This window comes from Streptomyces collinus (assembly GCF_031348265.1).
GTDB lineage: Bacteria > Actinomycetota > Actinomycetes > Streptomycetales > Streptomycetaceae > Streptomyces > Streptomyces collinus.
In genome coordinates, this window is record NZ_CP133771.1 from 555243 (window position 1) to 581012 (window position 25770).

21 protein-coding genes are annotated in these 25770 nt (G+C 72.3%); 5 read left to right on the plus strand and 16 right to left on the minus strand.

Annotation, left to right across the window (positions count from 1 at the left end):
- Nucleotides 1-35 precede the first annotated feature (35 nt).
- Nucleotides 36-1529: a DNA-binding protein NsdB gene (locus tag RFN52_RS02525; protein ID WP_184854301.1), complete on the minus strand. Its 1494-nt coding sequence runs from the start codon at nt 1527-1529 to the stop codon at nt 36-38.
- 232 nt (nt 1530-1761) lie between these two features.
- Here RFN52_RS02525 and RFN52_RS02530 point away from each other — a divergent pair, with 232 nt between their 5' ends.
- Nucleotides 1762-2901, plus strand: coding sequence for an aminoglycoside phosphotransferase family protein (locus tag RFN52_RS02530; RefSeq protein WP_184854300.1), 1140 nt, complete (start codon nt 1762-1764; stop codon nt 2899-2901).
- 70 nt (nt 2902-2971) lie between these two features.
- On the opposite strand, the gene RFN52_RS02535 is transcribed toward RFN52_RS02530, so the two are convergent.
- The 9 genes from RFN52_RS02535 to RFN52_RS02575 form a co-directional block, all read right to left on the minus strand.
- A complete protein-coding gene (locus RFN52_RS02535; RefSeq protein WP_062931252.1) occupies nt 2972-3469 on the minus strand; it encodes a glycosyltransferase family protein in 498 nt (165 codons plus the stop codon).
- Nucleotides 3470-3585: 116 nt separating this feature from the next.
- Nucleotides 3586-3756, minus strand: a complete 171-nt coding sequence (locus tag RFN52_RS02540; protein ID WP_311240867.1) for a CGNR zinc finger domain-containing protein — start codon at nt 3754-3756, stop codon at nt 3586-3588.
- 20 nt (nt 3757-3776) lie between these two features.
- Complete coding sequence (locus RFN52_RS02545) at nt 3777-4373, minus strand: hypothetical protein (RefSeq protein ID WP_311240868.1); 597 nt, start codon at nt 4371-4373, stop codon at nt 3777-3779.
- A 22-nt stretch (nt 4374-4395) separates the two neighbouring features.
- A complete protein-coding gene (locus tag RFN52_RS02550; RefSeq protein WP_184854299.1) occupies nt 4396-5298 on the minus strand; it encodes a universal stress protein in 903 nt (300 codons plus the stop codon).
- Between the two features lie 160 nt (nt 5299-5458).
- On the minus strand, nt 5459-5701 hold the full coding sequence (locus tag RFN52_RS02555) for a DUF397 domain-containing protein (RefSeq protein ID WP_010033039.1): 243 nt from the start codon (nt 5699-5701) through the stop codon (nt 5459-5461).
- Between the two features lie 82 nt (nt 5702-5783).
- Nucleotides 5784-6950, minus strand: a complete 1167-nt coding sequence (locus RFN52_RS02560; RefSeq protein ID WP_184854298.1) for a thiolase family protein — start codon at nt 6948-6950, stop codon at nt 5784-5786.
- Nucleotides 6947-8011 carry a thiolase family protein gene (locus tag RFN52_RS02565; RefSeq protein ID WP_184854297.1) on the minus strand — a complete coding sequence of 355 codons (1065 nt, stop codon included), beginning with the start codon at nt 8009-8011 and terminating at the stop codon, nt 6947-6949. The genes RFN52_RS02560 and RFN52_RS02565 overlap by 4 nt, the downstream gene beginning before the upstream one ends.
- A complete protein-coding gene (locus RFN52_RS02570) occupies nt 8008-8949 on the minus strand; it encodes a Zn-ribbon domain-containing OB-fold protein (RefSeq protein WP_184854296.1) in 942 nt (313 codons plus the stop codon). Before RFN52_RS02570 ends, RFN52_RS02565 begins: the two co-directional genes overlap by 4 nt.
- 80 nt (nt 8950-9029) lie before the next feature.
- On the minus strand, nt 9030-9830 hold the full coding sequence (locus RFN52_RS02575; RefSeq protein ID WP_184854295.1) for a crotonase/enoyl-CoA hydratase family protein: 801 nt from the start codon (nt 9828-9830) through the stop codon (nt 9030-9032).
- Between the two features lie 175 nt (nt 9831-10005).
- Between RFN52_RS02575 and RFN52_RS02580 the strand changes: the two genes are divergently transcribed.
- Nucleotides 10006-11625 (plus strand): acyl-CoA synthetase, encoded by a 1620-nt coding sequence (locus tag RFN52_RS02580; RefSeq protein WP_184854294.1) that lies wholly within the window; start codon nt 10006-10008, stop codon nt 11623-11625.
- Between the two features lie 113 nt (nt 11626-11738).
- Entirely contained in the window at nt 11739-13739 is a 2001-nt protein-coding gene (locus RFN52_RS02585; RefSeq protein WP_184854293.1) for a sulfatase, read from the plus strand.
- Here the strand turns inward: RFN52_RS02585 and RFN52_RS02590 are convergent.
- From RFN52_RS02590 to RFN52_RS02600, 3 genes are all read right to left on the minus strand, one after another.
- Complete coding sequence (locus RFN52_RS02590; RefSeq protein ID WP_184854292.1) at nt 13711-14433, minus strand: alpha/beta fold hydrolase; 723 nt, start codon at nt 14431-14433, stop codon at nt 13711-13713. The two genes, RFN52_RS02585 and RFN52_RS02590, sit on opposite strands and share 29 nt — an antisense overlap.
- Before the next feature lie 71 nt (nt 14434-14504).
- On the minus strand, nt 14505-15338 hold the full coding sequence (locus tag RFN52_RS02595; RefSeq protein ID WP_184854291.1) for an alpha/beta fold hydrolase: 834 nt from the start codon (nt 15336-15338) through the stop codon (nt 14505-14507).
- A gap of 61 nt (nt 15339-15399) precedes the next feature.
- Nucleotides 15400-16902: an acyl-CoA synthetase gene (locus tag RFN52_RS02600; protein ID WP_184854290.1), complete on the minus strand. Its 1503-nt coding sequence runs from the start codon at nt 16900-16902 to the stop codon at nt 15400-15402.
- Nucleotides 16903-17085: 183 nt separating this feature from the next.
- Between RFN52_RS02600 and RFN52_RS02605 the strand changes: the two genes are divergently transcribed.
- Complete coding sequence (locus RFN52_RS02605) at nt 17086-19512, plus strand: penicillin acylase family protein (RefSeq protein ID WP_184854289.1); 2427 nt, start codon at nt 17086-17088, stop codon at nt 19510-19512.
- Nucleotides 19513-19539: 27 nt separating this feature from the next.
- Here RFN52_RS02605 and RFN52_RS02610 read toward each other — a convergent pair whose 3' ends face one another.
- Together RFN52_RS02610 and RFN52_RS02615 are read right to left on the minus strand one after the other, a co-directional pair.
- Complete coding sequence (locus tag RFN52_RS02610; RefSeq protein WP_184854288.1) at nt 19540-21093, minus strand: acyl-CoA synthetase; 1554 nt, start codon at nt 21091-21093, stop codon at nt 19540-19542.
- Nucleotides 21090-22199 (minus strand): NAD(P)H-dependent flavin oxidoreductase, encoded by a 1110-nt coding sequence (locus RFN52_RS02615; protein WP_184854287.1) that lies wholly within the window; start codon nt 22197-22199, stop codon nt 21090-21092. Before RFN52_RS02615 ends, RFN52_RS02610 begins: the two co-directional genes overlap by 4 nt.
- 128 nt (nt 22200-22327) lie before the next feature.
- On the opposite strand from RFN52_RS02615, the gene RFN52_RS02620 reads away from it, so the two are divergent.
- The gene (locus RFN52_RS02620; protein ID WP_184854286.1) at nt 22328-24142 is read left to right on the plus strand and encodes a serine hydrolase domain-containing protein; all 1815 of its coding nucleotides are present in this window, start codon (nt 22328-22330) and stop codon (nt 24140-24142) included.
- A gap of 4 nt (nt 24143-24146) precedes the next feature.
- Here the strand turns inward: RFN52_RS02620 and RFN52_RS02625 are convergent, their stop codons facing one another.
- Nucleotides 24147-25724, minus strand: a complete 1578-nt coding sequence (locus RFN52_RS02625; protein ID WP_184854285.1) for a phytoene desaturase family protein — start codon at nt 25722-25724, stop codon at nt 24147-24149.
- Between the last annotated feature and the right edge of the window lie 46 nt (nt 25725-25770).

Genomic DNA, 25770 nt, shown 5'->3' on the forward strand with positions numbered 1-25770 from the left:
TCGGGCTTTCCGGGAACTCGGGTTTTCCGGGGAAATCAGGCCTGCGCGCGGTTGCCGTCCCTGCCCTTCGTCTTCGGCAGGGCGAGCTTGATCTCCTCCCGCAGCTCCTGGATCCTCGGGTAGCCCGAGTACTCGGCGGTGAGCCGGTACATCTGGCGCAGCCGGTCCCAGGTGCGGTGGGAGGAATTGGACCCCATCGACACCAGGGCCAGTCGCGCGTACCGGTCCGCCTGTTCGGGGTCGTCCGCGATGAAGCAGGCCGACGCCATCGACAGGTAGTCGAAGATCTTCGACCGCTGCCGGCCGTCGACCCGCAGGGCCAGGGCCTTCTCCGCGTAGTGCTGGGCATGGGCGGCCGCGCCCGGCTCGAACTCGGCGAGCGTGCGGTAGGCCAGGGCCTGCATACCGTAGAGGTCCTCCTCCTTGAAGGTCTGCATCCAGTCCGGCGGCGGCACGTCGGCCTTGTCGGAGACGAACAGGTCCTCCGCCCGCCCCAGCGTGCGGCGCATCGCCTGGCCCTTGCCCATGGACGCCTGCGCCCAGGCCTCGATGGTGTAGAGCATCGCCCGGGTGCGGGGCAATGCCTCGTCACCGGAGCCGGACGTGGCGAGATTCATCAGGTCCAGGGCGTCGTCCGGCCGGCCCAGGTGCACCATCTGGCGTGCCGCGCGGGACAGGGCCTCGCCCGCGCGGGGGCGGTCCCCGCCTTCTCTGGCCGCGTGCGCGGCGATGAGGAAGTACTTCTGGGCCGTGGGCTCCAGACCGACGTCGTGCGACATCCAGCCTGCGAGGACGGCGAGGTTGGCGGCGACGCCCCACAGGCGCCGCTGGAGGTGGGGTGGGTGACGGTAGGCGAGCATGCCGCCCACCTCGTTGAGCTGGCCCACCACGGCCTTGCGCTGGAGCCCGCCGCCGCGGGCCGCGTCCCAGGCGCGGAACACCTCGACCGAGCGCTCCAGTTCCTCGATCTCCTGCGACCCGATGGGGGCGGCCTCGTAGCGGTCGAACCCAGCGGGGTCGGCGTGCAGGGGGTGGTCGAGGTCGGGGGCGTCGGCAGCGAGGGAAGGGTCGGTGTGCAGCCAGTCGTACATGGCGTTGCTGAGTGCGGATCCCGCGGCGAGCGCGGCGCCCGCGCCCACCAAGCCGCGTCGGTTGAGCATGAGGTCCATTCCCGTGAATTCGGTGAGGACCGCAGCCGTCCGCTCGGGCGCCCACGGCACGCCGTCGGGAGCTTCGGCGCTCCCGCCGCCCTGCCGTTTCCCCGCACGCCCGTGCCGGACCAGACCGAGGTCCTCGATGGTCACGACACGGCCGAGACGCTCGGTGAACAGAGCCGCCAGCACCCGCGGCACCGGATCGCGCGGGATCTCTCCCGTGTCGATCCACCGCCGCACCCGGGAGGTGTCGGTCGACAGCTGGGGGTGGCCCATGGCCGCCGCCTGCCGGTTGACCAGCCTCGCGAGTTCGCCTTTGGACCAGCCGGCCAGGCCGAACAGGTCCGCGAGCCGGGTATTGGGTTGTCCGCTCACGTCAAGCCCCCAGGTTCTCGGCTGAGTTGACAGTAGCCCGAGGAGACTTGCCGGGCGACTATTCGCCAGGGTTCGCCAGGGTGCGCCAGATGGTGTGCCACGGGCCATCCGGTGTCAGGTAGGAACGCGCCACCCCGACCCGGTCGCCAGGGACACTCCCCAGGGTTCTCCCGGGCCTCCGGGCCGGGTGGTGCGCTGTCGTCGCAGGCACACGAAGGGATCTGTTTCGCCCATGTACGCAGCATCATCCTCCGTGTCCGCACCGCCCCGGTCGCTGCACCCGCGTCCCACGGACAGCGGCCCCTACCTCGCCCCCGCGCGGCCGGCGGCCCCCGTGCTCGGTGCGGGCAGGGCCAGGCGCGGCGCGGTCATCGGCACCCAACCGCTCAGCGGGAGACTCGACTTGTCCGGCCCCCAGGGCGCGCAGCTGCGCACGGCGATCGCGTCCGTGCACCGCATCTGCCCGGAGTTCGCCCCGGTGCAGGTCCTGCGCCGCAACGGACGGTCCGTGCTCCTGGTCGGTACGACCGGTCGGAGCACGGCTGTCGCCAAGTGTTTACTCGACCACTCCCCCGCCTGGTCCGAGCGGATCCGCCACGAGATAGCGGCGTACCGCTCGTTCGTCCGGCACCGCCCTCCCGTGCGGGCGCCGAGACTGATCGCAGCGGACCCGGACAACTGCACCCTGGTGATCGAGCGGATGCCGGGCCGGGTGGCGGCGCTCCAACGGCACCCGGCGGAGGCACCGCCCCGGGCGGACATCAGAGCGGCACTCGGCGCGATCTGCCGGCTGAACGCCTGGCGGCCGCCGGCGGGCACGTTCGACGCCCCGCTCGACTACGCGGCCCGGATCTCCCGGTACCACGAGCTGGGCCTGCTCACCGACCGGGATTTGGGCGACCTGCAGAAGCTGCTGCACGGCATCGCGCAGACGGCCGGCCGGCAGGGCATGGGCCAGTTCTGCCACGGCGACGCACTGCTGTCGAACATGCTCCTGTCACCGGCCGGTCCAGTGCTGGTGGATTGGGAGCATGCCGGCTGGTACCTGCCGGGCTACGACCTGGCGACGTTGTGGTCGGTGCTCGGGGACGCACCGGCCGCCCGCCGTCAGATCAGCCAGATCGCCCAGTCGGCGGGGCCTGCGTCCAGGGATGCCTTCCTGGTGAATCTGATGCTGGTGCTGACCCGTGAGATCCGTACCTACGAGACGGCCGTGCAGCGTTCCATGCACGACGCGGCCCCGGCGGCACCGGGCACGGCCCACCCGGCTGCTGCGCCGTCCGGCGAGGAGCAGAGGCTGCTGCTGCGGCGGCTGCACGACGACTGCCAGTTGGCCCGGCGCGCCGTGCGCGCGGCGGTCGGCACTCGCTGACGGGGACGAAAGGGCCGCTGCACGCCGGGGCAGGCGTGCAGCGGCCCTTTTCGTGTGCGGTCGGTTCGGCTCAGCCCTGCTGGAAGAGTTCCGCGGGCAGCGGCTTGAGGAGGGCGTAGAGGTCGTCCGTGATGGGGCGGTCCCAGGCGGCGATGGTCACGAGGACGTTGTCGCTGCGGTCGAACTGCACGCAGGAGATCCGGCTCTCGGAAAGCTTGACGCGCCGCACGATCAGGAGGTTGTCGCCCTGCATCACCGGTACGTCCTCGGTGCTGACGACGGTGACCTCCTCGTCGTTCTCCAGGGCCAGCAGCAGTTGGGCGACCTCGAAGGGGACCTCTCCCTCGGGGACCTCGCGGGCCGGGGAGCCCTCCGGCAGATTGCCGATGATCATTGCGGGGCCGCGACCGCCGAACAGGTCGTAGCGCAGGAAGACGCCCTGGCAGGTGCCGTCGGGCGCGGGCAGCAGTCCCGCACCGAGGTTGCCGGGCCAGTCGCCCGGGTCCATGGCCAGTACGTCGAAGTCGGGCCCGGCGGGCGTGGCGCTGCGGCGGCGGAGGAACGACATGTCGCCCATGGTACGTGTCCCGGCCTGCGAAGTGCGGGGCGGGCGGCGGTCGGGACGGGCCGGGTCGCCGCCCGGTGCCGTGCGCGGTCGGGCCCGCCGGGACGGTGGCGGGCGGCTCAGGCCGGGGCCTTGTGCCGCTGGTGGTGGCGGGCCACGCGGGCGCGGTTGCCGCAGCGGGGTGTGCACCACTCCTGACGCGGGTGCTCCTTGCGGAAGTACCGCACGCAGCGTGGTGCGTGGCAGGCCCGCAGCCGGTCGCGGTCGGGGCTCGCGAGGAACGCGATCACGGCGTGCGCGAGGGCCGCCGTCAGATCGTCGCCGGAGCGGACGGGCCTCTGCCGGACGACCGGGGCGGTGTCTTCGGGCCAGTCCAGGAACCGCACGGTGGGGGTGTGGGCGGCGGCCTCGTTGAGGAGCCGCGCCGCTTCACGCCACGGCACGAGGCGGCCCGCGTCCGCGGAGCTGGGCTCGCCGGGACGCACGGCCGGGCGAAGAGCGCCCGCACGGCGTCCCGCGGCTCGCGCACGGCGGCGAGCTGCGCGGCGTCGAGCTGCGCGGCGTCGGCGGTGAACCCGGCAGTGCCGCCATCACCGGCCGCCGACCGCGGTGCCGTGCCGGTGGCGATGTCCTCGTGATCAACTCGCCGGGAGGAGTCCGGGGTGGCGGCCGGGCCGTCCTTGCCGTCGGATCGGTCGCGGGCGGTGCGCGGCAGGATCTCGGGGTGGGCCCGGACCCAGGCGCCAGGTCCGCCGAGGCGGTCAGATCGCCGGGCAGTCAGGCCCGCCGGGGCGGTCAGGTCGTCGGCGAAGCCGCCCTTGCCGTCGTGGCGGACGGGGAGGGCCAGGTCGAGGGCGAGCCGGGCGCCCGTGTCGATCGGATCCCGCATGCGGCTGACGACAGGCACGGCTGTATCCATGAGGGCGAGGTCAGTCCGCGGAGATCGCCGGCGGCACCACGGCGACGGGGCTCGCGGCGTGCAGCAGGACGGCGTGGGTGACCGAGCCCATCATGTGCACGGGCGAGAGCAGACGCCGCCGATGGCGGCCCACGACGACGAGGTCGGCGTCCCGGGAGGCCGCGACGAGGTAGCCGGCCGCGTCGCCCGCCGCCGGGATCACCTGGATCGGGACGTCAGGATGCCGCTCGCGGTACGGGGCGAGGAAGCCGTCGGCGAGGATCCGGGTCTCGTCCTCGATGACGTCCTGGTCGACGATCGGCGGGGGCATCTCCCCGGGCATCATCCAGGGCTGCGCGGGCCAGGGGTAGGCGGCGACCGCCTGGAGCCGGGCACCGCGCCGGGTGGCCTCGGCGAAGGCGAACTCGAGCGTGGCCTCGTCGGGGCCGTCCACCTTCAGGCCGACGACCACGCGCGGGCCGGGACCGCCCGGTGCCTCGCCGTGGACCTCGCGTCCGGGCCGGGGCACCACGACGACGGGGCACTCGGCGTCGCGGGCGGCGGCCATGCTGTTGGAGCCGAGCAGCAGACTGGCGAAACCGCCACGGCCCCGGGAGCCGAGCACCAGCAGCTGGGCGGTGGCACCCAGTTCGGGCAGGAACGCACCGGCCGCGCCCTCCAGGCCGACGTACTCCGTGTCCGGCTGGTCGGCGCGGCCCTCCAGGTGGGTGCGGACCTGGGTGAGAACGGGGTCGTCCCGCGGGTCCGCGGGCCCGGCGGCGAGGACTTCGGGCTGTGCCCAGTGGGCGTACTGGCGGACGTGCGCCACGCGCAGGGGTACCGCGCGCCGGCGAGCGGCGTCGACAGCCCACTCCAGGGCGCGCAGGCTGTCGTCCGAACCGTCGACCGCCGCGACGACGGGCAGGGTGCTCATGGGTCCTCACCTCCGGGATCCGGCCGTCCCCTCCTGGGGGCCAGCCTGACTCAGCCGGTGGCTCCGGGAAGTCGCCTCCGGTCGCGTGTCCGGAAATGGGGGCGGAACACCCCCGGATCGGCCGTCGGCTCCCGGCCGTCCGGCAGGGTCCGGCCCGTCCTCAGGTGAGGTCGAACTCTCCTTCCCGCGCTCCCGACACGAACGCGCCCCACTCGGCGGGCGTGAAGATCAGCGAAGGGCTCTCCGGGCGGGCACTGTTCCGCATGGCGATGAAGCCTTCCACGAAGGCGATCTGGACATCCCCCCGCCCTCGGCTGCTGGACTGCCACTGTGCGTTGGTGAGGTCCAGCTCCGGCTTGTCCCAGCCCGTGAGCGGGCGCTGCTGGGTGGTGGTCTCGGCCACGTCCGTGCTCCTCCCGATTCGTCGTCCGCGGCCAGCCTAGCGATCGTGTCCCACGGCCAACAGGGCACGTGGAGGGGACTCTTCAGGAGTCCGGGGGCCGGTCGCCCACCAGCCACATGGAGAAGAACTGCGATCCGCCGCCGTAGGCGTGTCCGAGGACCCTGCGCGCCCCGTCCACCTGGTGTTCTCCGGCCTGCCCGCGCACCTGAAGGGCGGCTTCCGCGAAGCGGATCATGCCGGAGGCGCCGATGGGGTTGGTGGACAGCACGCCGCCCGACATGTTGACGGGCAGGTCCCCGTCCAGCTCGGTCACGCCCGCCTCGGTGAGCTTCCAGCCCTCGCCCTCGCCGGCGAAGCCGAGGTTCTCCAGCCACATGGGCTCGTACCAGGAGAACGGCACGTAGATCTCGGCGCCGTCGATCTCGCGGCGGGGGTCGGTGATCCCGGCCTGCCGGTAGACGTCGGCGGCGCAGTCCTGCCCCGCCCGCGGGGAGACGAAGTCCTTGCCGGCGAAGAGGGTCGGTTCGCTGCGCATCGCGCCGCCGAGCATCCAGGCCGGTGACCGTGGTGCCCGGGCGGCCCCGGCGCGGTCGGTGAGGATCATGGCGCAGGCCCCGTCGGAGGAGGGGCAGGTCTCCGAGTAGCGGATCGGGTCCCACAGCATGGGCGATGCCATGACCTTGTCCAGGGTGATGTCGTGTTCGTGCAGGTGGGCGTAGGGGTTCTTGAGCGCGTTGCGGCGGTCCTTGTAAGCGACGAGGGCGCCGACCGTCTCGGGCGCTCCGCTGCGGCGCATGTAGGCGCGGATGTGCGGTGCGAAGAACCCGCCGGCCCCGGCGAGCAGGGGCTGCTGGAAGGGGATGGGGAGGGAGAGGCCCCACATGGCATTGGATTCGGACTGCTTTTCGAAGGCGAGGGTGAGGACCGTGCCGTGGACGCGGGCCGCGACGAGGTTCGCGGCGACCAGCGCGGTGGAGCCGCCGACGGAGCCGGCGGTGTGCACGCGGAGCATGGGCTTGCCGACGGCGCCGAGGGCGTCGGCGAGGTAGAGCTCCGGCATCATGACGCCCTCGAAGAAGTCGGGGGCCTTGCCGATCACGACGGCGTCGATGTCGGCCCAGGTCAGCTCGGCGTCCCGGAGCGCCCGCCGGGCCGCTTCCCGGACCAGTCCGGCGAGGGACACGTCCCGGCGTGCGGCGACGTGCCTGGTCTGGCCGATGCCGACGACGGCCACGGGCTCCTTGCTCATCGGGGTTCCCCTTCGAGTACGGCGACCAGGTTCTGCTGGAGGCAGGGGCCGGACGTGGCGTGGGCGAGGGCGCGGTCGGACCGGCCGCGGTGGATGCGGGCGGCGGCCTCACCGATGCGGATCAGGCCGGCGGCCATGATCGGATTGGCGGCCAGGGCGCCGCCGGACGGATTGACGTCCACGTCCTCGCCCAGGCGGAGGGCCTTGCGCAGGACGACCTCCTGTGAGGAGAAGGGCGCGTGCAGTTCGGCGGTGTCGACGGGCCGCTCGAAGGCTCCGGCCCGCTCGGCGGCCAGCCGGGTGGACGGCGAGTCCGTCAGATCGCGCACGCCGAGGCCGTGGGCCTCGATGCGGTGGTCGATGCCGCGGATCCAGGCGGGGCGTGCGCACAGGTCACGGGCCCGGTCCCCCGCCGCGAGGATCACGGCGGCCGCGCCGTCGCCGATGGGCGGGCAGTCGCCGGTGCGCAGGGGCTGTAGGAGATGGTCGCCCTGCGGCACGGGGCCGCGCAGTTGTGCGTGAGGGTTGGTGCTCGCCGCCGCGCGGTTGCGGGAGGCGACGGCGGCGAGGGCGGGTTCGTCGGTGTCGCCGGCGTCGATGAGGGCCTGCGCCTGGAGGGCGGCGAGTGCCACGGAGTCGGGCCAGAGGGGCGCCACGTAGTAGGGGTCGAGCTGGCGGGTCAGGACGTCGCGTACGGAGCCGGGCGAGGACTTGCCGTACGCGTAGACCAGGGCGGTGTCGGCGTCGCCGGTGAGGATTTTCGTCCAGGCCTCGTACAGGGCCCAGGCTCCGTCCATCTCGACGTGCGACTCGGAGATCGGGGGCCAGGCGCCGACGCCGTCGAGGGCGAGGGTGAAGGAGAAGGCACGGCCGGCGAGGTAGTCGCTGGAGCCGGAGCAGGTGAAGTCGATGTCGGCGGTCTTCAGGCCGGTGGAGTCGAGAACCTCGTGCAGCACCGGCATCAGCATCTCCACCTCGGAGAGCTCCTCGCTGGTGCGCCGGTGGTCGGTCTGGGCGAAGGCGACGACGGCGATCTCGCGGTCCCGCGGTGCGCTCGTCACAGCAGCTCCCTGTAGGTGTCGTAGTCCGCGTCGGGTTCGCCGGTGGGCCGGTAGTGGTCGGGGTAGCGGGCGCCCTCGGTCCAGACGGGTTCGACGCGCAGGCCCATGCGGACCTCGTCGTAGGGGATGCCGCCGATCCGGCCGTGCAGGGCCAGGCCGGCGCCGTCGAGGGCGATGTGGGCGTAGACGTAGGGCACCTCGATGTCGAGGTTCTTCGCCTTGATGTTGACGATGCAGAACGTGGTGACTGTGCCGCGCGGGCCCACCTCGACCTGCTCGGATGTGGCCACCCCGCAGGTGGGGCATGCGCCTCGCGGGGGGACGTACACCTTGCGGCAGGACGGGCAGCGTTCGCCGACGGTGCGCCGGCCGGAGAGGGCGTCGATGTAGGCGGTCTGGGCGCGCCCCGGCGAGTAGGTGTAGTCGAGGCGGGCGGCGGCGACGATGCCGGTGACGGGGTCCTCGAACTCGCCCGCGTGGACGGTGACGGTGGAGGCCTCTCCGTCGTACGGCTCGAAGCAGGCGATGTCCGTGATGGCACCGGTGCGTTCCCCGGCCCAGCGGACGCGAACGCGCATGCCGGTGTGGACGGCATCGGGGCCGGGGGCGTCGAGGGCGTGCAGGAGGGCGGTGTCGGCGCCGTCGAGTTGCACCAGGACCCAGGCGAAGGGCGTGTCCAGGGGTTGCCCCCGGCGGGGTTCGTGGTTCCAGGCCCAGGTGGTGACGGTGCCCGTGAGACCGACGTGGACAAGGTCGCCGATCTCCTCGGCGGTGACGGGGTCGTACTCGACGGGCGGGACGAGGACGCGGCCGTCGCCGGTGCGGACGCCGAGGACGACGCGTTCGCGCAGGCCGGTGAGGAACGCGCTCTGGACGGGGCCGAGGGAGCGGGTGAAGGGGAACTCGACGACGAGGGGGGCTTTGAGGACTTCGGGCATGCCGGAGGGCTCCTTCTCTCGGGCGCGCACGGTCGGGCTCGCGTGAACGCGCGCGGTCGGGCTCGCCTGATCGCGCACGGTCAGGCTCGCTTGAAGACGGGCGGTCGCTTCTCCGCGAAGGCGCGGGCGCCCTCCTTGGCGTCGGCGGTGTCGAAGACCGGCCAACCGCGGGCGAGTTCGGCGGCGAGGCCGTCGGACTCGGTCATCTCGGCGGTCTCGTAGACGGAGGCCTTGACGGCTTCGACGGCCAGCGGGCCGCAGGAGTTGATCCGCTCGGCGATCTCCAGCGCCGCGTCGAGTGCCGTGCCGTCGGGGACGACGTGGCCGACCAGGCCGATGGCGGCGGCCTCGCGGGCGCTGTAGGGGCGGCCGGTGAGGAGCATCTCCAGGGCGTGGGTGCGCGGGATCTGGCGTTGCAGGCGGACCGTGGAACCGCCGATCGGGAATAGGCCTCGCCTCACCTCGAACAGGCCGAAGGTGGCGGACTCGGCGGCGACGCGGATGTCGGTGCCCTGGAGCATCTCGGTGCCGCCCGCGACGCACGGCCCCTCGACGGCGGCGATCACCGGCTTGCGCGGGCGGTGGTGGCGCAGCATCGCCTTCCAATGCAGGTCGGGGTCGGCCTTGAGCCGGTCGCGGTACTCCTCTCCGGCCATGCCGTTCCCGGCGAGGGCCTTGAGGTCCATGCCGGAGCAGAACGAGCCGCCCGCGCCGGTGAAGACGATCGAGCGGACCGAGTCGTCCGCGTCGGCCTCCAGCCACCCGTCGTGGAGGCCGACGAGCATCGGCAGCGAGAGCGCGTTCCTGGCTTCCGGCCTGTTGAGCGTGAGCACCAGTGTGGCGCCCTCGCGCTGCACGGTGAGGTGTTCCGTCCCGCCCATGGCGAACTCCCGTCTCCTGGAACGAGAACAGGTTGCAGTAGGGCGGGAAGCACTTCAAGGGTTTTCTGACAGACAGTCAGATTCTTTCGCGGAGACCCTTCACAGTTGGACCGCCCTTTGCTCTGATGACCGGCGAACCGTCCGATGCCAGGCACGCCCGGGGTCAGGAGGAGCGGTGGAGTACAACCTTGCCGACCTGTTCGAGTCGGTCGTCGACGTCGTCCCCGGCCGTGAGGCGCTGGTGTACGCCGACCACCCCGGCACGGGCACGGAACGACGCCTGACGTACGCGGAGCTGGACGCGGCGGCCGACCGCGTCGGGCACCACCTGCTCGACAGCGGGCTGCGCCCCGGCGAGCACCTCGGGCTCCACCTCTACAACGGTGTGGAGTACCTGCAGACGGTGCTGGGCTGCCTGAAGGCGCGGATCGTGCCGGTCAACGTCAACTACCGCTATGTCGAAGAGGAGTTGGTGTACCTCTACCGGGACGCGGATCTGGCGGCGCTGGTCTTCGACGCCGAGTTCACGGACCGGGTGGCGGCGGCGCGTCCCCGGGCGGAGAAGCTGCGGCATCTGATCCGGGTGGGCACTCCGCCGCCGGGAGCCGCGGAGGTGCCGTGCGCGGAGTTCGCGCAGGTGGAGGCCGCCGGGTCGCCCGAGCGTGGTTTCCCGGCCCGCTCGGCGGACGACCAGTTCATCATCTACACCGGCGGCACGACCGGGATGCCCAAGGGCGTGATGTGGCGGCAGGAGGATCTGTTCTTCGCGGGCCTCGGCGGGGGCGCTCCGACCGGGGAGCCGGTGAAGAAGCCGGAGGAGCTGGCGGAGCGGGTCGCGGCCGGTGGCGCGGGGATCACGTTCTTCCCGACGGCCCCGCTGATGCACGGCACCTCCACCCTCACCGCGTTCATCGGCTTCAACTTCGGGCAGCGGGTCGTCATCCACCGCAAGTTCGTGCCGGAGGAGGTGTTGCGGACCGTGGAGAAGGAGCGGGTCAGCAGCATCTCGCTGGTGGGCGACGCGATGCTGCGGCCGCTGATCGACGCGCTGAGCGGTCCGCTGCGGCACATCGACCGCTCGTCGCTGTTCAGTGTGTCGTCGTCCGGCGCGATCATGTCGGACACGGTGCGCCGGCAGTTCCAGGCGCTGGTGCCGAACGCCATGCTGCTGAACAACTTCGGCTCCTCGGAGTCCGGCTTCAACGGGACGGCGACCGAGGACTCCGGCCCGGAGCGGGGCTTCCGGGTGCGGGTCAACTCCCGCACCCAGGTGGTCGACCCGGCCACCTACGCGCCGGTGCCGGCCGGTGAGGTGGGCCGGATCGCCCAGTGCGGACACGTGCCGCTCGGCTACTACAACGACCCGGCCAAGACCGCCGCGACCTTCTTCGTCAGGGACGGTGAGCGGTGGGTGCTGCTCGGCGACATGGCCACCGTCGACGAGGAGGGCGTGGTCACCGTCCTGGGCCGGGGCTCGCAGTGCATCAACACCGGCGGCGAGAAGGTGTACCCGGAGGAGGTCGAGCAGGCCCTCAAGTCGCACCCGGACGTCTACGACGCGCTGGTGGCCGGAGTGCCGGACCCCCGGTGGGGCCATCATGTGGCGGCGGTGGTGCAACTGCGCGAGGGTGCGGCACGGCTGTCGCTGGAGGACATCCGCACGCACTGCCGTGACCGGCTCGCCGGTTACAAGCTCCCTCGCCGGCTGGTGATCACCGAGTCGATCCGGCGGTCGCCGAGCGGCAAGGCGGACTATCGGTGGGCCCGGGAGGTGGCGGTGGCTGCGGACGGGTGATTCTCCGGCCGGAACATTGAACCCCGGGTGACGTGCGGACGTACTGGTGATGGCAGGCTCGGTCTCCGGGCTCTGTCAGCCATGCCAGCAAGACCGCACGGAAGGACCACCGGGTGCCGCCTTTCACTCGCTCCCGTCAGCTCTCGGACCCGACCGAGGGCGGAGCGGAACCGGATGACGACACGGCGGCGAAGGATCCGGCTGGGGAACGGCCCGAAGCGGGGAAGCCGGAGGCGGAACCGGACACGGGTGTGGAGACGGAACCGGGCACGGAACCGGAGACGGTTACGGAGACGGAACCGGACGCAGCTGAGGAACCGGCGCCGGACACCGCTCCGAAGGACGAGCCGGACACGGCGGTGGAGACCTCACCGGACACGGCTGTGGACGCCGGCCAGGACCCGGCCCCTGACCCGGACACGGCTCCCGGCCCGGGTTCCGACGGGCCCCCCGGTGCGCTGAAGCCCGGCTGGTTCGGCTGGCGGCGCCGCTACCCCCGTGCGGCCCGCGGCGTCAGCATGGGGACCACCGTGCTGGCGGGTGCCCTCGTGCTGTTCGCGCTGCTCGTGCCGAACCAGGTCGAGAAGATCGAGTTCGCCTCGTTCGTCAGGATTCCCGCCGAGGGCGTACTGCTCGCGGGCCTGCTGCTCGCCCTGCCGCCGAAGGCCCGCCGGATCACTGCCGTGGTCATGGGCGCGTTCCTCGGGCTGGTCACGATCCTGAAGTTCGTCGACATGGGCTTCTACCAGATCCTGGCCCGGCCCTTCGACCTGGTGCTGGACTGGATCCTGATCGAGAACGGCACGGACTTCCTGAGGGAGACGTTCGGCCGTACCGGCCAGGTGCTGGCCGTGACCGGCGTGATCGTCCTGTTCGTCGCGGTGCTGGTCCTCACGACCCTCTCCGTGGTGCGGCTCACCGAGCTGATGGTCCGGCACCGGCCCGTCGCCGCCCGTACGACGCTGATCCTCGGCACGGCGTGGATCACCTGCATGACCCTGGGCCTGCAGATCGGCACGGTGCCGATCGCCACCAAGGGCAACGCGGAGTTCCTGGGCAACCGGGTGGAGCAGGTCCGGGCGGGCCTGAAGGACGCACGGGTCTTCGAGAAGCAGGCCGCCGTCGACGCCTTCGCGAAGACGCCGCCCGACCAGCTGCTCACGGGACTGCGCGGCAAGGACGTCCTGTTCACGTTCATCGAGAGCTACGGCCGGGTCGCGATCGACGACCCGGCGATGGCGCAGCAGACCGACGCCGTCCTCAAGGAGGGCACCGGCCGGCTGAAGGCGGCCGGGTTCGAGTCGCGCAGCGGCTGGCTGCAGTCGCCGGTGACGGGCGCGGGCAGCTGGCTCGCCCACTCGACCTTCCTGTCCGGGCTGTGGATCAAGAACCAGCAGCGGTACCGCAACCTGACCACGAGCGATCGCATGACGCTGACGAACTACTTCGGGAAGACGGGCGCCTGGCGGACCGTCGGCATCGTGCCGGGGGTTCGGCGGGCCTGGCCGGAGGGGAAGTACTTCGGCCTGGACCACATCTACGACTCCGAGCACCTCGGCTACCACGGCCCGTACTTCAGCTGGACGCCCGTGCCCGACCAGTTCAGCATGGAGGCCTTCCAGCGCCTGGAGCACGGCAAGAAGGACCGCGAGCCGATCATGGCGGAGATCATCCTGGCGTCGAGCCACAACCCCTGGTCCCCCATCGCGCGGATGATCGACTGGGACGACCTCGGCGACGGCTCGGTGTTCCACCGGATCAAGAAGGAGGGCACGAACCCCACGGAGGTCTGGAAGGACCCGGAGAAGGTGCGCACCGAGTACCGGCGGGCCATCGAGTACTCGATCCGGAGCCTGACCGAGTGGGTCGAGCGCTACGGCGACGAGGACACGGTGCTGGTCTTCCTCGGCGACCACCAGCCGGTGCCGACCGTCACCGCCGGGGACACCGGCAAGGACGTGCCGATCACCATCGTCGCCAAGGACAAGAAGGTCCTGGACCGGGTCGCCGGCTGGAACTGGACGGACGGCCTCAAGCCGGCCGCGAACGCCCCCCGGTGGGGCATGGACAAGTTCCGCGACCGCTTCATGACGGCGTACGGTCCGCAGGGCTGAGGAAGTCCTCCACGGCCGCGAGGAACTCCTCCGGGCGGGTCTCGTGCACGAGATGCCCCGCGTCGACGGTGATGTGCCGGGCGTCGGGGAGCAGTTCCGCGAAAGCGGCGATCTGCTCCTGCGGGACCGGGCTGCTCGGCCCGCCACCGATCAGCAGTGTGGGCATGGTGATCCGACCCATCTGGTCCCACCACAGGGGATTCGGTGCGTTGCGCTGTTCGTCGGTGGCGAGGATCATCGCCCAGTCGTACGGCAGGTCCCCGGCGGGCCGTTCGGCGGGTGGGCGCGGCGGGTCCAGCGGAAAGGGCGCGGGCACGTCCTCCAGGACGAGCCGCCGCACGAGCCGCGGACTGCGCTGGGCGAGCAGGTAGGCGACGGCGCCGCCGAGCGAGTGGCCCACGACGTCGGCCCGGTCGATGCCGAGCGCACCGAGGAAGGCGTGGAGGTCGTCGCGCAGGGTCTCGTACGCGTATCCGCCGGGCCGGTCGCTCCCGCCGTGTCCGCGCAGATCGGGGGCGTACACGCGGCGGGGCACCGCTGCCCCCGTGGCCAGAGCGGGGGCGATCTCCGCCCAGTCGGCGCCGTCGGCCCCGCGGGCGTGCAGCAGCACGAGGGGCGGTGCGTCCTGCGGTCCCCAGGCTCGGTAGGCCAGTGTGATGCCGTTCGCCCGCACGGAGCACGGTCGGTTGTCCATAACGGCACGGTAGGCGAAGAACGGTGCCGGTCCGGGGCCGCTCTGCCGACAGCAGAGGGGCGCCGGCCGCGTCAGGCGAAGAAGCCGGCCACGCGCCGCACGAACCGGTCCGGGTCGTCGAGCCACGGGTAGTGCCCCGCACCCGGCTGCACCGCGAACTCGGCGGCCGGGAAGGCCTGTGCGGCCTGCCGGGCGAGCGCCGGACTCGGGCCGCCGTCGACTCCACCGGCCAGGACGAGCACGGGGGTTCTCACCCGGGCGAGCGCACCGCGTGTCGCGTCCGGTTCGTAGGCGCCGTCGGCACCGTAGACCTCGGCCGCGTCGTCGTTGGTCTCGGCCTCCTCACGGTCGGCGTGGGCCCGGGCGGAGTCGTCCCACCGCCCGTAGAAGAACGGGAGGAACACCGGGTCGAAGTCGCCCTTGCCCTCCAGCCATGCCTCGAACGGCGGGAACGCGTCCGCGAACCAGGGTTCGGACGCGCGCAGCCGGGCCGCCTCCAGCCGGTCCCCGGCCGTCGCCGGCATGCCCAGGGCCCATGGCGTGGCGGTGATCAGCGCCAGCCGTCCCAGCCGCTGCGGATGCCGGGCCGCGTACAGCATGGCGAGACTGCCGCCCGCCGAGTGCGCGAGCACGTCCATCCGCTCCAGGCGCAGCTGGAGCCGCAACGCCTCGACGTCGTCCACGAGCCGGTCGCAGCGGTACGTGCCCCGGTCCGCAGGCAGCTCGGACTCCCCCGTGCCGCGCAGGTCGAGCAGCACCAGCTGCCGATGGGCGTCCAGGCCGCCCAGGTTCCCCAGGTAGGCGGAGGCCCGCATGGGGCCGCCGGGCAGCACGACGAGCGGCTCGCCCTCGCCGCGCAGGTGATAGGTGAGTCGGGTCCCGTCCGGGGCGCGGAAGATCGGCATGCCGCCGATCCTGGTGTCCGGGGCCGGTCCGGCACAACCGGGTTGTCCGGCCCGTTGCGCGCTACCCGTTCCCGAGTTCGTTCCTCAGCTCCCGCTTGAGGATCTTCCCGCTGGCGTTGCGCGGGAGTTCGTCCACGAACACCACCCGCTTCGGCGCCTTGAAGCGGGCGAGCTTCCCGCGGACGTGGTCGATCAGTTCCGCCTCGGAGACGTCGCCGCGCGGGACGACGACGGCCGTCACCGCCTCGATCCACCGCTCGTCCGGCAGGCCCACGACCGCGGCCTCGGCGACTGCGGGGTGGGTGTACAGCGCGTCCTCGACCTGGCGTGAGGCGACGACGACGCCACCGGAGTTGATGACGTCCTTCACCCGGTCGACGATCGTGTAGTAGCCGTGCGCGTCGCGTACCGCGAGGTCGCCGGAGCGGAACCAGCCGTCGCGGAAGGCCTCGGCGGTCTCCTCGGGCTTGTCCCAGTAGCCCTCGCACAGCTGCGGGGAGCGGTAGACGATCTCGCCGGGGGTGCCGTCGGGTACGTCCTTGCCGTCCTCGTCGACCACGCGCGCGTCGACGAACAGCACGGGCCGGCCGCAGGAGTCCATGCGGCCCTTGTGTTCGTCGGGCGCGAGCACGGTGGCGAGGGGTCCGATCTCGCTCTGGCCGAAGCAGTTGTAGAAGGCCAGGCCCGGCAGGCGCTCCCGGAGCCGTTCGAGTACGGGGACCGGCATGATCGACGCGCCGTAGTAGGCCTTGCGCAGTCCGCTCAGGTCGCGGGTGGCGAAGTCGGGGCGTGCGGCCAGGGCGATCCAGACGGTGGGCGGCGCGAACAGGCTGTCCGCGCGGCCCGATTCGATCAGGTCGAAGAGCCGGTCGCCGTCGGGTGCGTCGAGGATGATGTTCGTCGCGCCGACGGTGAGGTAGGGCAGCAGGAAGACGTGCATCTGCGCCGAGTGGTACAGCGGCAGGGAGTGCGCAGGGCGGTCGCCCGCGCTGAGGTCGAGGGCGGTGATCGCGCTCAGGTACTCGTGCACCAGGGCCCGGTGCGTCATCATCGCGCCCTTGGGCAGGGCGGTCGTGCCGGAGGTGTACAGCAGTTGCACGAGGTCTTCGGTGCGCGGCTCGGGGCCGTCGTACACGGGTGCCCCGGGCAGCAGCGCGAGCAGCGAGTCGTCGGCATCGCGCAGGGGCAACGCCCTTACCCCTGCGGGCAGTTGCGGCCCGAGGTCCGGGTCGGTGAGGACGAGGGAGCTGCCGGACTGGCCGACGATGTAGGCGAGGTCGTCGCCGGTCAGGTTCTGGTTGACGGGTACGTGCACCAGTCCGGCGCGGGCGCAGGCCAGGAAGGCGATGAGGTAGGCGTCGGAGTTGTGGCCGTAGGCGCCGACCCGGTCCCCGGGAGTGAGCCCCTGGTCGAGGAGGACACTCGCCGCGCGGGAGACGGCGGTGTCGAGTTCGTCGTACGTCCAGCTCCGCTCGGCGTACTCCACCGCGACGCGCGCCGGTGTGCGCCGGGCGCTGCGCCGCAGGACCGCGTCGACCGTGCTGCCGTGTCCGGACGTCGTCATGACACATGATCCTCGGTTCACGGCCCGTGGAGGTCAAGGACCCCGGTCGGCACGGGAGGGGCGGTGTTCGGCCATGAGCAACCCCGCCGGTGCCGACGGCGTCCGGTGTCATGAAGCCGACAGACGTTCGCATCAGGTGCGTACTGTCGGCACTTCCATCCCCCGACGATGTTGGAGGACACGATGCGCGGTCGTCTGAGACGACTCGTTCTCGGGGCCACGGCCCTGTTCACCGCCGCGTCCGCGTTACCCGCGGCAGCAGCCACGACCCAGCAGCGAGCAGAGCAGCACCCTTCCCGCGACGGCCTGTCCGCCGTCATCCGCTACACCGAGTACGGCATTCCGCACATCCTCGCGAAGAACTACGCCGGCCTGGGCTTCGGTACGGGCTGGGCGCAGGCCGCCGACGAGGTGTGCACGCTCGCCGACGGGTTCGTGACGCTGCGGGGCGAGCGGTCCCGGTACTTCGGTGCCGACGCATCCGCCGGGGGCGATCTCTCGGCGGCCAGGACGAACCTCGCCAGCGACCTGTACTTCCGCGGGGTCCGCGAGACCCGCACGGTGCAGAAGCACCTGGCCGAGCCGGCTCCCGTGGGGCCGAGCCGTGAGGTCCGGGACATGATGCGGGGCTGGGCTGCCGGGTACAACGCCTGGCTGAAGCAGAAGAAGGTCAGGGATCCGGCCTGTGCGGGCGCGCCCTGGGTGCGGCCGGTCACCGAGCTGGACGTGGCGGCGCGTGGCCTGGCCATCGCCTCGATATCCGGCCAGGGCCGGTTCGTGGAGACGATCACGGCGGCGCAGCCGCCTGCCGGTGGTACCGCGCCCTCCGGCGCTCCGTCCGCCCGCACACCGGGTGCGAAGGCCGTGGCGAAGGCGGCGCAGGAGCTGTGGGGCGATCCCGGCATGGGCTCCAACGCGGTCGCCTTCCGCGGTGACACGACGGCGAACGGCCGTGGTCTGCTGCTGGGCAACCCGCACTACCCGTGGGACGGCGGGCGCCGGTTCTGGCAGTCGCAGCAGACGATCCCGGGCGAGCTGAACGTGTCCGGCGGGTCCCTGCTCGGCACCCCGGCGATCTCCGTCGGGTTCAACGCCCATGTGGCGTGGAGCCACACGGTCTCCACCGGCATCCCGGCCAACTTCCACCAGCTGACGCTCGATCCGGCCGATCCCACGACGTACCTCGTGGACGGCCGGCCGGAGCGCATGACGAAGCGGACCGTGACGGTCTCGGTGAAGGACGGCACGCCGGTCACCCGCACCCAGTGGTGGACCCGCTACGGGCCGGTCGTCACCGCCCTCAGCCCCCAGGTCCCGCTGCCGTGGACCGGGAGGACGGCGTACGCCCTCAACGACCCCAACGCCGCGAACCTCCGCTTCGCCGACACCTCGCTCGGCTTCAGCAAGGCGCGGAGCACGGCCGGCGTCCTCGCCTCCCTCGACCGGCACCAGGGCCTGCCCTGGGTGAACACGCTCGCCGCCGACCGCGCGGGGCACTCCCTCTACACCCAGTCGCAGGTGCTCCCCCGCATCACCGACGACCTGGCCCGGCGCTGCTCGACGGAGTTCGGCAGGACCACGTACCCGGCGTCCGGGATCGCGATCCTCGACGGCTCGCGCGGCGACTGCGCTCTCGGCGGTGACTCCGACGCCGTCGTGCCGGGGATCTTCGGCCCGGCCAGGATGCCGACGCTGAAGGACGCCCCGTACGCGGAGAACTCCAACGGCACCGCGTGGATGACGAACACCGACCGGCTGCTCACCGGCTATGAGCGGATCTTCGGCACGGTCGGCACACAGCTCGGCCTGCGCACCCGTGGCGCGATCGAGGACGTGGCGGCGATGGCGGACCGCGGTGGCCTGACCGTGCGCGACCTGCAACGGCAGCAGTTCGCCAACCGGGTGCCGGCGGGTGATCTCGCCGTCGGTGACGTGGCTCGGGCGTGCGCCGCGCTGCCCGGGGGTGCGGCGACGGGCGGCGACGGCAAGGCCGTCGACGTGTCGGAGGCCTGCGGGGTGCTGAAGGCGTGGGACCGCACCATGGACACCGGTAGCCGGGGAGCGCTGCTCTTCGACCGGTTCTGGCGCAGGCTCGAACAGGCGGTGCCGGCCGACCGGTTGTGGAAGGTGCCGTTCTCGGCGGCGGACCCGGTCCGCACCCCGAACACCCTGAACACGGACACTCCCGGCTTTGCCACCGCCCTCGCCGACGCGGTGGGCGAGCTGCGGGCCGCCGGCATCGCCCTCGACGCGCCGCTCGGCGCGCACCAGTTCGTCGTCCGCGACGGCAAGCGTCTGCCCGTGCCGGGCGGTGCGGGGCGGCTCGGGGTGTGGAACGTGATCGAGCCGACGTGGGACGCGGCCGCCGGCGGCTATACGGAGGTGCCGTTCGGCTCCAGCCACCTCCAGGCGGTCGGCTGGGACGGCAGTCGCTGCCCGGTGGCGCGCACGCTGCTGACGTACTCCCAGTCGTCGAACCCGAAGTCGCCGCACCACGCCGACCAGACGCGGCTGTTCTCCGGTGAGCGGTGGGTGACATCGCGCTTCTGCGAGAAGGACATCCTGTCCTCGCCGAAGCTGAAGGTGGTGCGGGTGCACGAGCGCCGCTGACCGTGCGCGGGGAGGAGCCGGGCGGTCTCACACCGGGCGCGTCCGGCCCTCCCAGTACGGCTCCCGCAGCCGCCGCTTGTACAGCTTGCCGTTGGGGTCGCGGGGCATCTCGGTGATGAAGTCGACGCTCCGGGGCCGCTTGTAGCCGGCGAGGCGGTGGGCGCAGTGGTCGAGGAGGTCGGCGGCGAGGGTGGCTCCTGGGCGGTGTCCGGGGGCCGGTTCCACGACCGCCTTGACCTCCTCGCCCCAGTCGTCGTGGGGGATCCCGAAGACGGCGGCGTCCGCGACGGCCGGGTGGGCGAGCAGGGCCGACTCGATCTCGGCCGGGTAGATGTTGACGCCACCGGAGATGATCAGGTCGATCTTGCGGTCGCGCAGGAAGAGGTAGCCGTCCTCGTCGAGGTGGCCGAGGTCGCCGACGGTGAAGAAGTCGCCGATGCGGTTCTTGCGGGTCTTCGCCTCGTCCTTGTGGTACGAGAAGCCGCCGGTGTTCATCTTCATGTAGACGGTGCCGAGTTCACCGGGCGGCAGCCGGTTGCCGTCGTCGTCGAAGACCGCGAGTTCGCTGATGGGCCAGGCCTTGCCGACGGTGCCGGGCTTCTTGAGCCAGTCCTCGGCGGTGGCGAAGGCGCCGCCGCCCTCGCTGGCGGCGTAGTACTCCTCCACGCAGGGACCCCACCAGTCGAGCATGGCCCGTTTCACATGGTCGGGGCAGGGCGCGGCGCCGTGGATGGCGTGGCGCATCGAGGAGACGTCGTAGCGGTCCTTCGCCTCGCCGGGCAGGGCCAGCAGGCGGTGGAACTGGGTGGGGACCATATGGGTGTGGGTGCAGCGGTGGGCGTCGATGAGGCGGAGCATCTCCTCGGGCGTCCACTTGTCCATGAGGACCAGCTGGTGGCCGATGTGCAGGGACGCGCCGGCGAACTGCAGGACGGCCGTGTGGTAGAGCGGCGAGCAGACCAGGTGCACGTTGTCGTCGAACGGGCGGATGCCGAAGATGCCGAGGAACCCGCCGAGGTAGGCCTCCTCCGGCGGTTTGCCGGGCAGTGGGCGGCGGATGCCGCGGGGGCGTCCGGTGGTGCCGGAGGTGTAGTTCATGACCCAGCCGAGGGTGCGGTCCGCGGGTGCCGACTCGGGCTGTCCGTCGAGGAGTTCGGCGTGCGGGCGGAAGCCGTCGACCGTGCCCACGGCATACCGGTGGGTGCCCGGCAGGCCGGCCTCGTCGGCGGCGGCGCGGGCCGCGTCGGCGAAGCGCTCGTGGGCGAGGAGGACCTTGGCGCCGGAGTCGGAGACGATCCAGGCGATCTCCGGTCCGACCAGGTGGTGGTTGACGGGCACGAGGTAGAACCCGGCCTGGCTGGCGGCGAGGTACGCGGTGAGGAACTCGACGCCGTTGGGCAGGACCACCGCGAAGGTGTCGCCGCGGTGCAGCCCGGCCGCGCGCAGGCCGTGCACGAGCCGGTTGGCGGCGGCGTGCAGGCGCCCGGCGGTCCACTCCTCGCCGTCGGGGGCGACCATGACCGCGCGGTCGGGGTCGGCGGTGGCCTGGGCCCAGAAGCCCACGGGGGCATGGGTGTTCACTGTCCGCTCCTTCCGGCGATGCGGTTGACGCGGTCCACGGCTTTCTCGAAGCCGCGGGTGAGGTCGTCGAAGACCGCCTGGACGCTGCGTTCGCTGGTCATCCGGCCGACGATCTGGCCGACCGGGGTGCCGAGCAGCGGGTCGACCTCGTACTTCTGGATGCGCGAGACGGCCTCGGCGACCAGCAGCCCCTGCAGCGGCATGGGGAGGGTGCCTGGCCCGTCCGGGTCGTCCCAGGCGTCGGTCCACTCGGTGCGCAACTGGCGTGCCGGTTTACCCGTCAGCGCCCGGGAGCGGACGGTGTCTCCGGAGCCGGCCGCGAGGAGTTTGCGGGTCAGGGCGGGTGAGTGGAGGTCCGCTTCCGTGGTGGTCAGCCACAGGGAGCCCAGCCACACCCCCTGGGCGCCGAGGGCGAGTGCGGCGGCCACCTGCTGCCCGCTGCCGATGCCGCCGGCCGCCAGCACGGGCAGCGGGGCGACGGCGTCGACGACCTCCGGGGTGAGCACCATGGAGGCGATCTCGCCGGTGTGGCCGCCCGCCTCGTAGCCCTGCGCCACGACGATGTCGATCCCGGCGTCCCGGTGCTTGCGGGCGTGCCGGGCGCTGCCCGCGAGTGCGGCGACGAGGACGTCCTGGTCGTGGGCGCGGTCGATGACGTCGGCGGGTGGTGAGCCGAGGGCGTTGGCGAGGAGCCGGATCGGGTAGTCGAAGGCGACGTCGAGCTGGCTGCGGGCGACCTGCTCCATCCAGCCCGTGATGCGCCAGCCGGACGCCTCGCCCTCGGCGAGTTCGGGCACGCCGTGCTTGGCGAGGGTGTCCCGGACGAACTGCCGGTGGCCCTCGGGGATCATCGCCTCGACGTCGGCCTCCGTGACGCCTTCGACCTTCTTCGCCGGCATGACGACGTCCAGGCCGTACGGCCTGCCGTCGACGTGTGCCTCGATCCAGTCCAGGTCGCGTTTGAGCTCGTCGGGGGCGGTGTAGCGGACCGCGCCGAGCACGCCGAAGCCGCCGGCCCGGCTGATGGCCGCGGCGACGGCGGGGAACGGCGTGAAGCCGAAGACGGCGTGCTCGATTCCCAGTGTCTGGCTCAGCTCCGTCTGCATGGGCGCAGGATGCCGGAGTCCTCCGGAGGACGGAAGGGGTTTTCTGATGCTCCGTCAGATTCAGGCCGTGGTCGGTTCGTGCGTGCGGTCTGTATGCGGAGACGTGCGGCGGACATACTGCACGGGACATGCGAGACGGTGGAGACGAAGGGGTGTGTGCGGTGACCGACAGACCTGCGAGCGGCGAACTGACTCGACGTCAACTGGGCCGGGCAGGGCTGGCCCTGGGCGGCGCGCTCGCCCTCTCCCCGTTGCCCACCGGGCCCGCTTCGGCCGCTCCGGCGGGCACCCGCCATCGCCCCACCCTGCGGCACGGCTCCGCCGCCCGCGCCGGGCTGCTCTCCTCCCACCTGCGCCGGCTCGTCACCGACGCGGAGGCGTTCCTCGGCCCCTCCCCCGAGCACCCCTGGTACGCGGGCGCCGTCCTGCTCGCCGGACGCGGTGGCACGGTCGCACTGCACCGGCCCATCGGCATGGCGGTGCGCTACCGGGCCTACGACGAGAAGACCGACACCGGCATCGAGTTCCCGCCCGGCGAGCAGATCCCGATGGCCGAGGACACCGTCTTCGACCTGGCGTCGGTGTCGAAGCTGTTCACCTCGATCCTCGCCGTGCAGCAGATGGAACGGGGCGCACTGGAACTGGAGGCGAAGGTCGCCTCATACCTGCCGGACTTCGCGCGGGCGGGCAAGCAGGACATCACGATCCGTCAGCTCCTCACGCACACCTCCGGTTTCCGCGCCTGGATCCCGCTGTACAGCGCGCCGACGTACGAGGAGAAGCTCCAGCGCATCTGGAACGAGGCGCCGGTCAGCGCGCCGGGCACGGCGTACCTGTACTCGGACCTGAACCTCATCTCGCTCCAGCTCGTGCTGGAACGGGTCACGGGCCGCGCCCTGGACGTGCTGCTCCGGGACGAGATCACCGGGCCGCTCGGCCTGCGCCGCACCCGCTACAACCCGCCCGCGTCCTGGCGGCCGAAGATCGCGGCCACGGAGGACGCGCGGGCACCGTGGTCCGGCCTGGACCGGGGCCTGGTGTGGGGCGAGGTGCACGACGAGAACGCCTTCGGCCTGGGCGGGGTCGCGGGCCATGCCGGCGTGTTCTCCGACGCGTGGGACCTCGCGGTGCTCGGCCGTACGCTGCTCAACGGCGGTGTCTACGGGCGGTCCAGGATCCTGACGCCGGAGTCGGTGGAGCTGATGTTCACCGACTTCAACACGGCCTTCCCCGGGGACGAGCACGGCCTCGGCTTCGAGCTCTACCAGCACTGGTACATGGGCGCGATGGCCACGCCGCGCAGTGCGGGGCACACCGGCTTCACGGGCACCTCGCTGGTGCTCGACCCGACGACCGACTCGTTCCTCGTCGTCCTCGGCAACTCGGTCCATCCGGTGCGGAGCTGGCGTTCCGGTTCGGCGCCCAGGGTCGCCGCGGCGAACAGCATGGCGCGAGCCGTGCCGGTCCGGCCGGCGCGGGGACGCACGGCCTGGTTCTCCGGGACGGCGCTCTCCACCACGGCGACCCTCACGCTCCCGGTGCTCGACACCTCCGCCGGGCGGGCGCGGCTGCGCTGCGCGCTGTGGTGGGACACCGAGCCCAAGGCCGACGTCCTGGTCCTGGAGGCCACGACCGACGGCGGCACGAGCTGGCAGCCGGTGCCCTTCACGACGTCCCGACGCGGTCAGGACCCCGAGCAGCACCCCTCGGGCTCGGTCACCGGCTGGTCCGGCCGCGTCTGGCACAAGCTCACCGCCGGCCTCCCGGCCGCACAAGAACTCGCCCTGCGCTGGCGGTACGCGACGGACCGGCTGTACGTCGGGCGCGGCTGCTACGTGGACGGACTGCGGGTGGAGGCGCCCGGGGGCGTCCTGTTCGACGAGACGCGTCCGGCGGACGGGGCGCGCCTGAAGGCGGTGGGGTGGACGCGGGAGGCCGACTGAGCGGTCACCCTCCGGTGTTCTCCAGCACGGCCATGGCCGCGTTGTGCCCCGGTACCCCGCTGACCCCGCCCCCGCGCACCGCACCGGCCCCGCACAGCAGCACGTTGGCGTGCCCGGTCTCCACGCCCCAGCGGCCGGTGCCGTCCTGGGCGTAGGGCCAGCTCAGCTCGCGGTGGAAGATGTTGCCGCCGGGCAGGCCGAGGTCCCGCTCCAGGTCGAGCGGGGTCCGGGCCTCGATGCAGGGGCGTCCGTCCGCGTCGGTGGCCAGGCAGTCGGCGAGGGGTTCGGCCAGATGGGCGTCGAGCTGGGCGAGGGTCGACTTCAGCAGGTCCTCGCGTACGGCGTCGTTGTCCCGCTCGAACAGGCGGGCCGGGGTGTGCAGGCCGAAGAGGGTGAGCGTCTGGTAGCCCTGCTCGGCCAGGCCGGACCCGAGGATGGTCGGGTCGGTGAGCGAGTGGCAGTAGATCTCGGAGGGCGGCGCGGCGGGCAGCTCCCCGGCGGCGGCCTGGGCGTGGGCGGTGGCCAGTTGCTCGTAGCCCTCGGCGATGTGGAAGGTGCCGGCGAAGGCCTCCCGCGGGTCGACGGAGCTGTCGCGCAGCCGCGGCAGCCGCTTGAGCAGCATGTTGACCTTGAGCTGGGCGCCCTCGGCGGGCGCCGGAGGTGTGCCGCCCGTCAGGTCGGCCAGGGCCTGCGGTGAGGCGTTCACCAGGACGTGGCGGGCGGCGACGGTGCCTTCGCCGTCGGCCGTGCGATACGTGACCTCGGCGGTTCGGCCGTCCGTGGCGATGCGCAGCGCCTCGTGACCGGTGGCGAGGACCGCGCCCGCCGCGCGTGCCGTGCCGACGAGGGCGTCGGTGAGGGCTCCCATGCCGCCGACCGGCACGTCCCAGTCGCCGGTGCCGCCGCCGATCACGTGGTAGAGGAAGCAGCGGTTCTGCTTCAGGGAGGGGTCGTGGGCGTCGGCGAAGGTGCCGATGAGGGCGTCGGTGAGGACGACGCCGCGCACCAGGTCGTCGTCGAAACGCTCCTCTACGGCGGTGCCGATCGGCTCCTCGAAGAGCGTCCGCCAGGCTTCCTCGTCGTCGAGGCGGCCGCGGAGTTCGTCGCGGGAGGGCAGCGGCTCCGTGAGGGTCGGGAAGATCCGCTGGGCGGCGCGGCCGGTCATGCCGTAGAACGCCTGCCACGCCCGGTACTCGCGGTCGGAGCCGGTGAGCCGGGTGAACGCCTCACGGGTGCGCCGCTCGCCGCCGCCGACGAGGAGACCGGTGGGCCGCCCGTCACGCTCGGCGGGTGTGTAGGAGGAGACGGTACGGGTGCGGACCCGGAAGTCCAGGCCGAGGTCCCGGACGATCTTCTTCGGCAGCAGGCTGACCAGGTACGAGTAGCGGGACAGCCGGGCGTCGACCCCGGCGAAGGGACGGGTGGACACCGCCGCGCCGCCCGTGTGGTCCAGCCGCTCCAGCACGAGCACGGAGCGCCCGGCCCGGGCCAGATACGCGGCGGCCACCAGGCCGTTGTGGCCGCCGCCGACGATGACGGCGTCGTACGTCCGGTGTGCGCGGGGTCCCTCGGGTGCGGTCATGGTTCTTGGTAACACGGGGTGATCCGGGTCGGCCAGACGGCGCCTG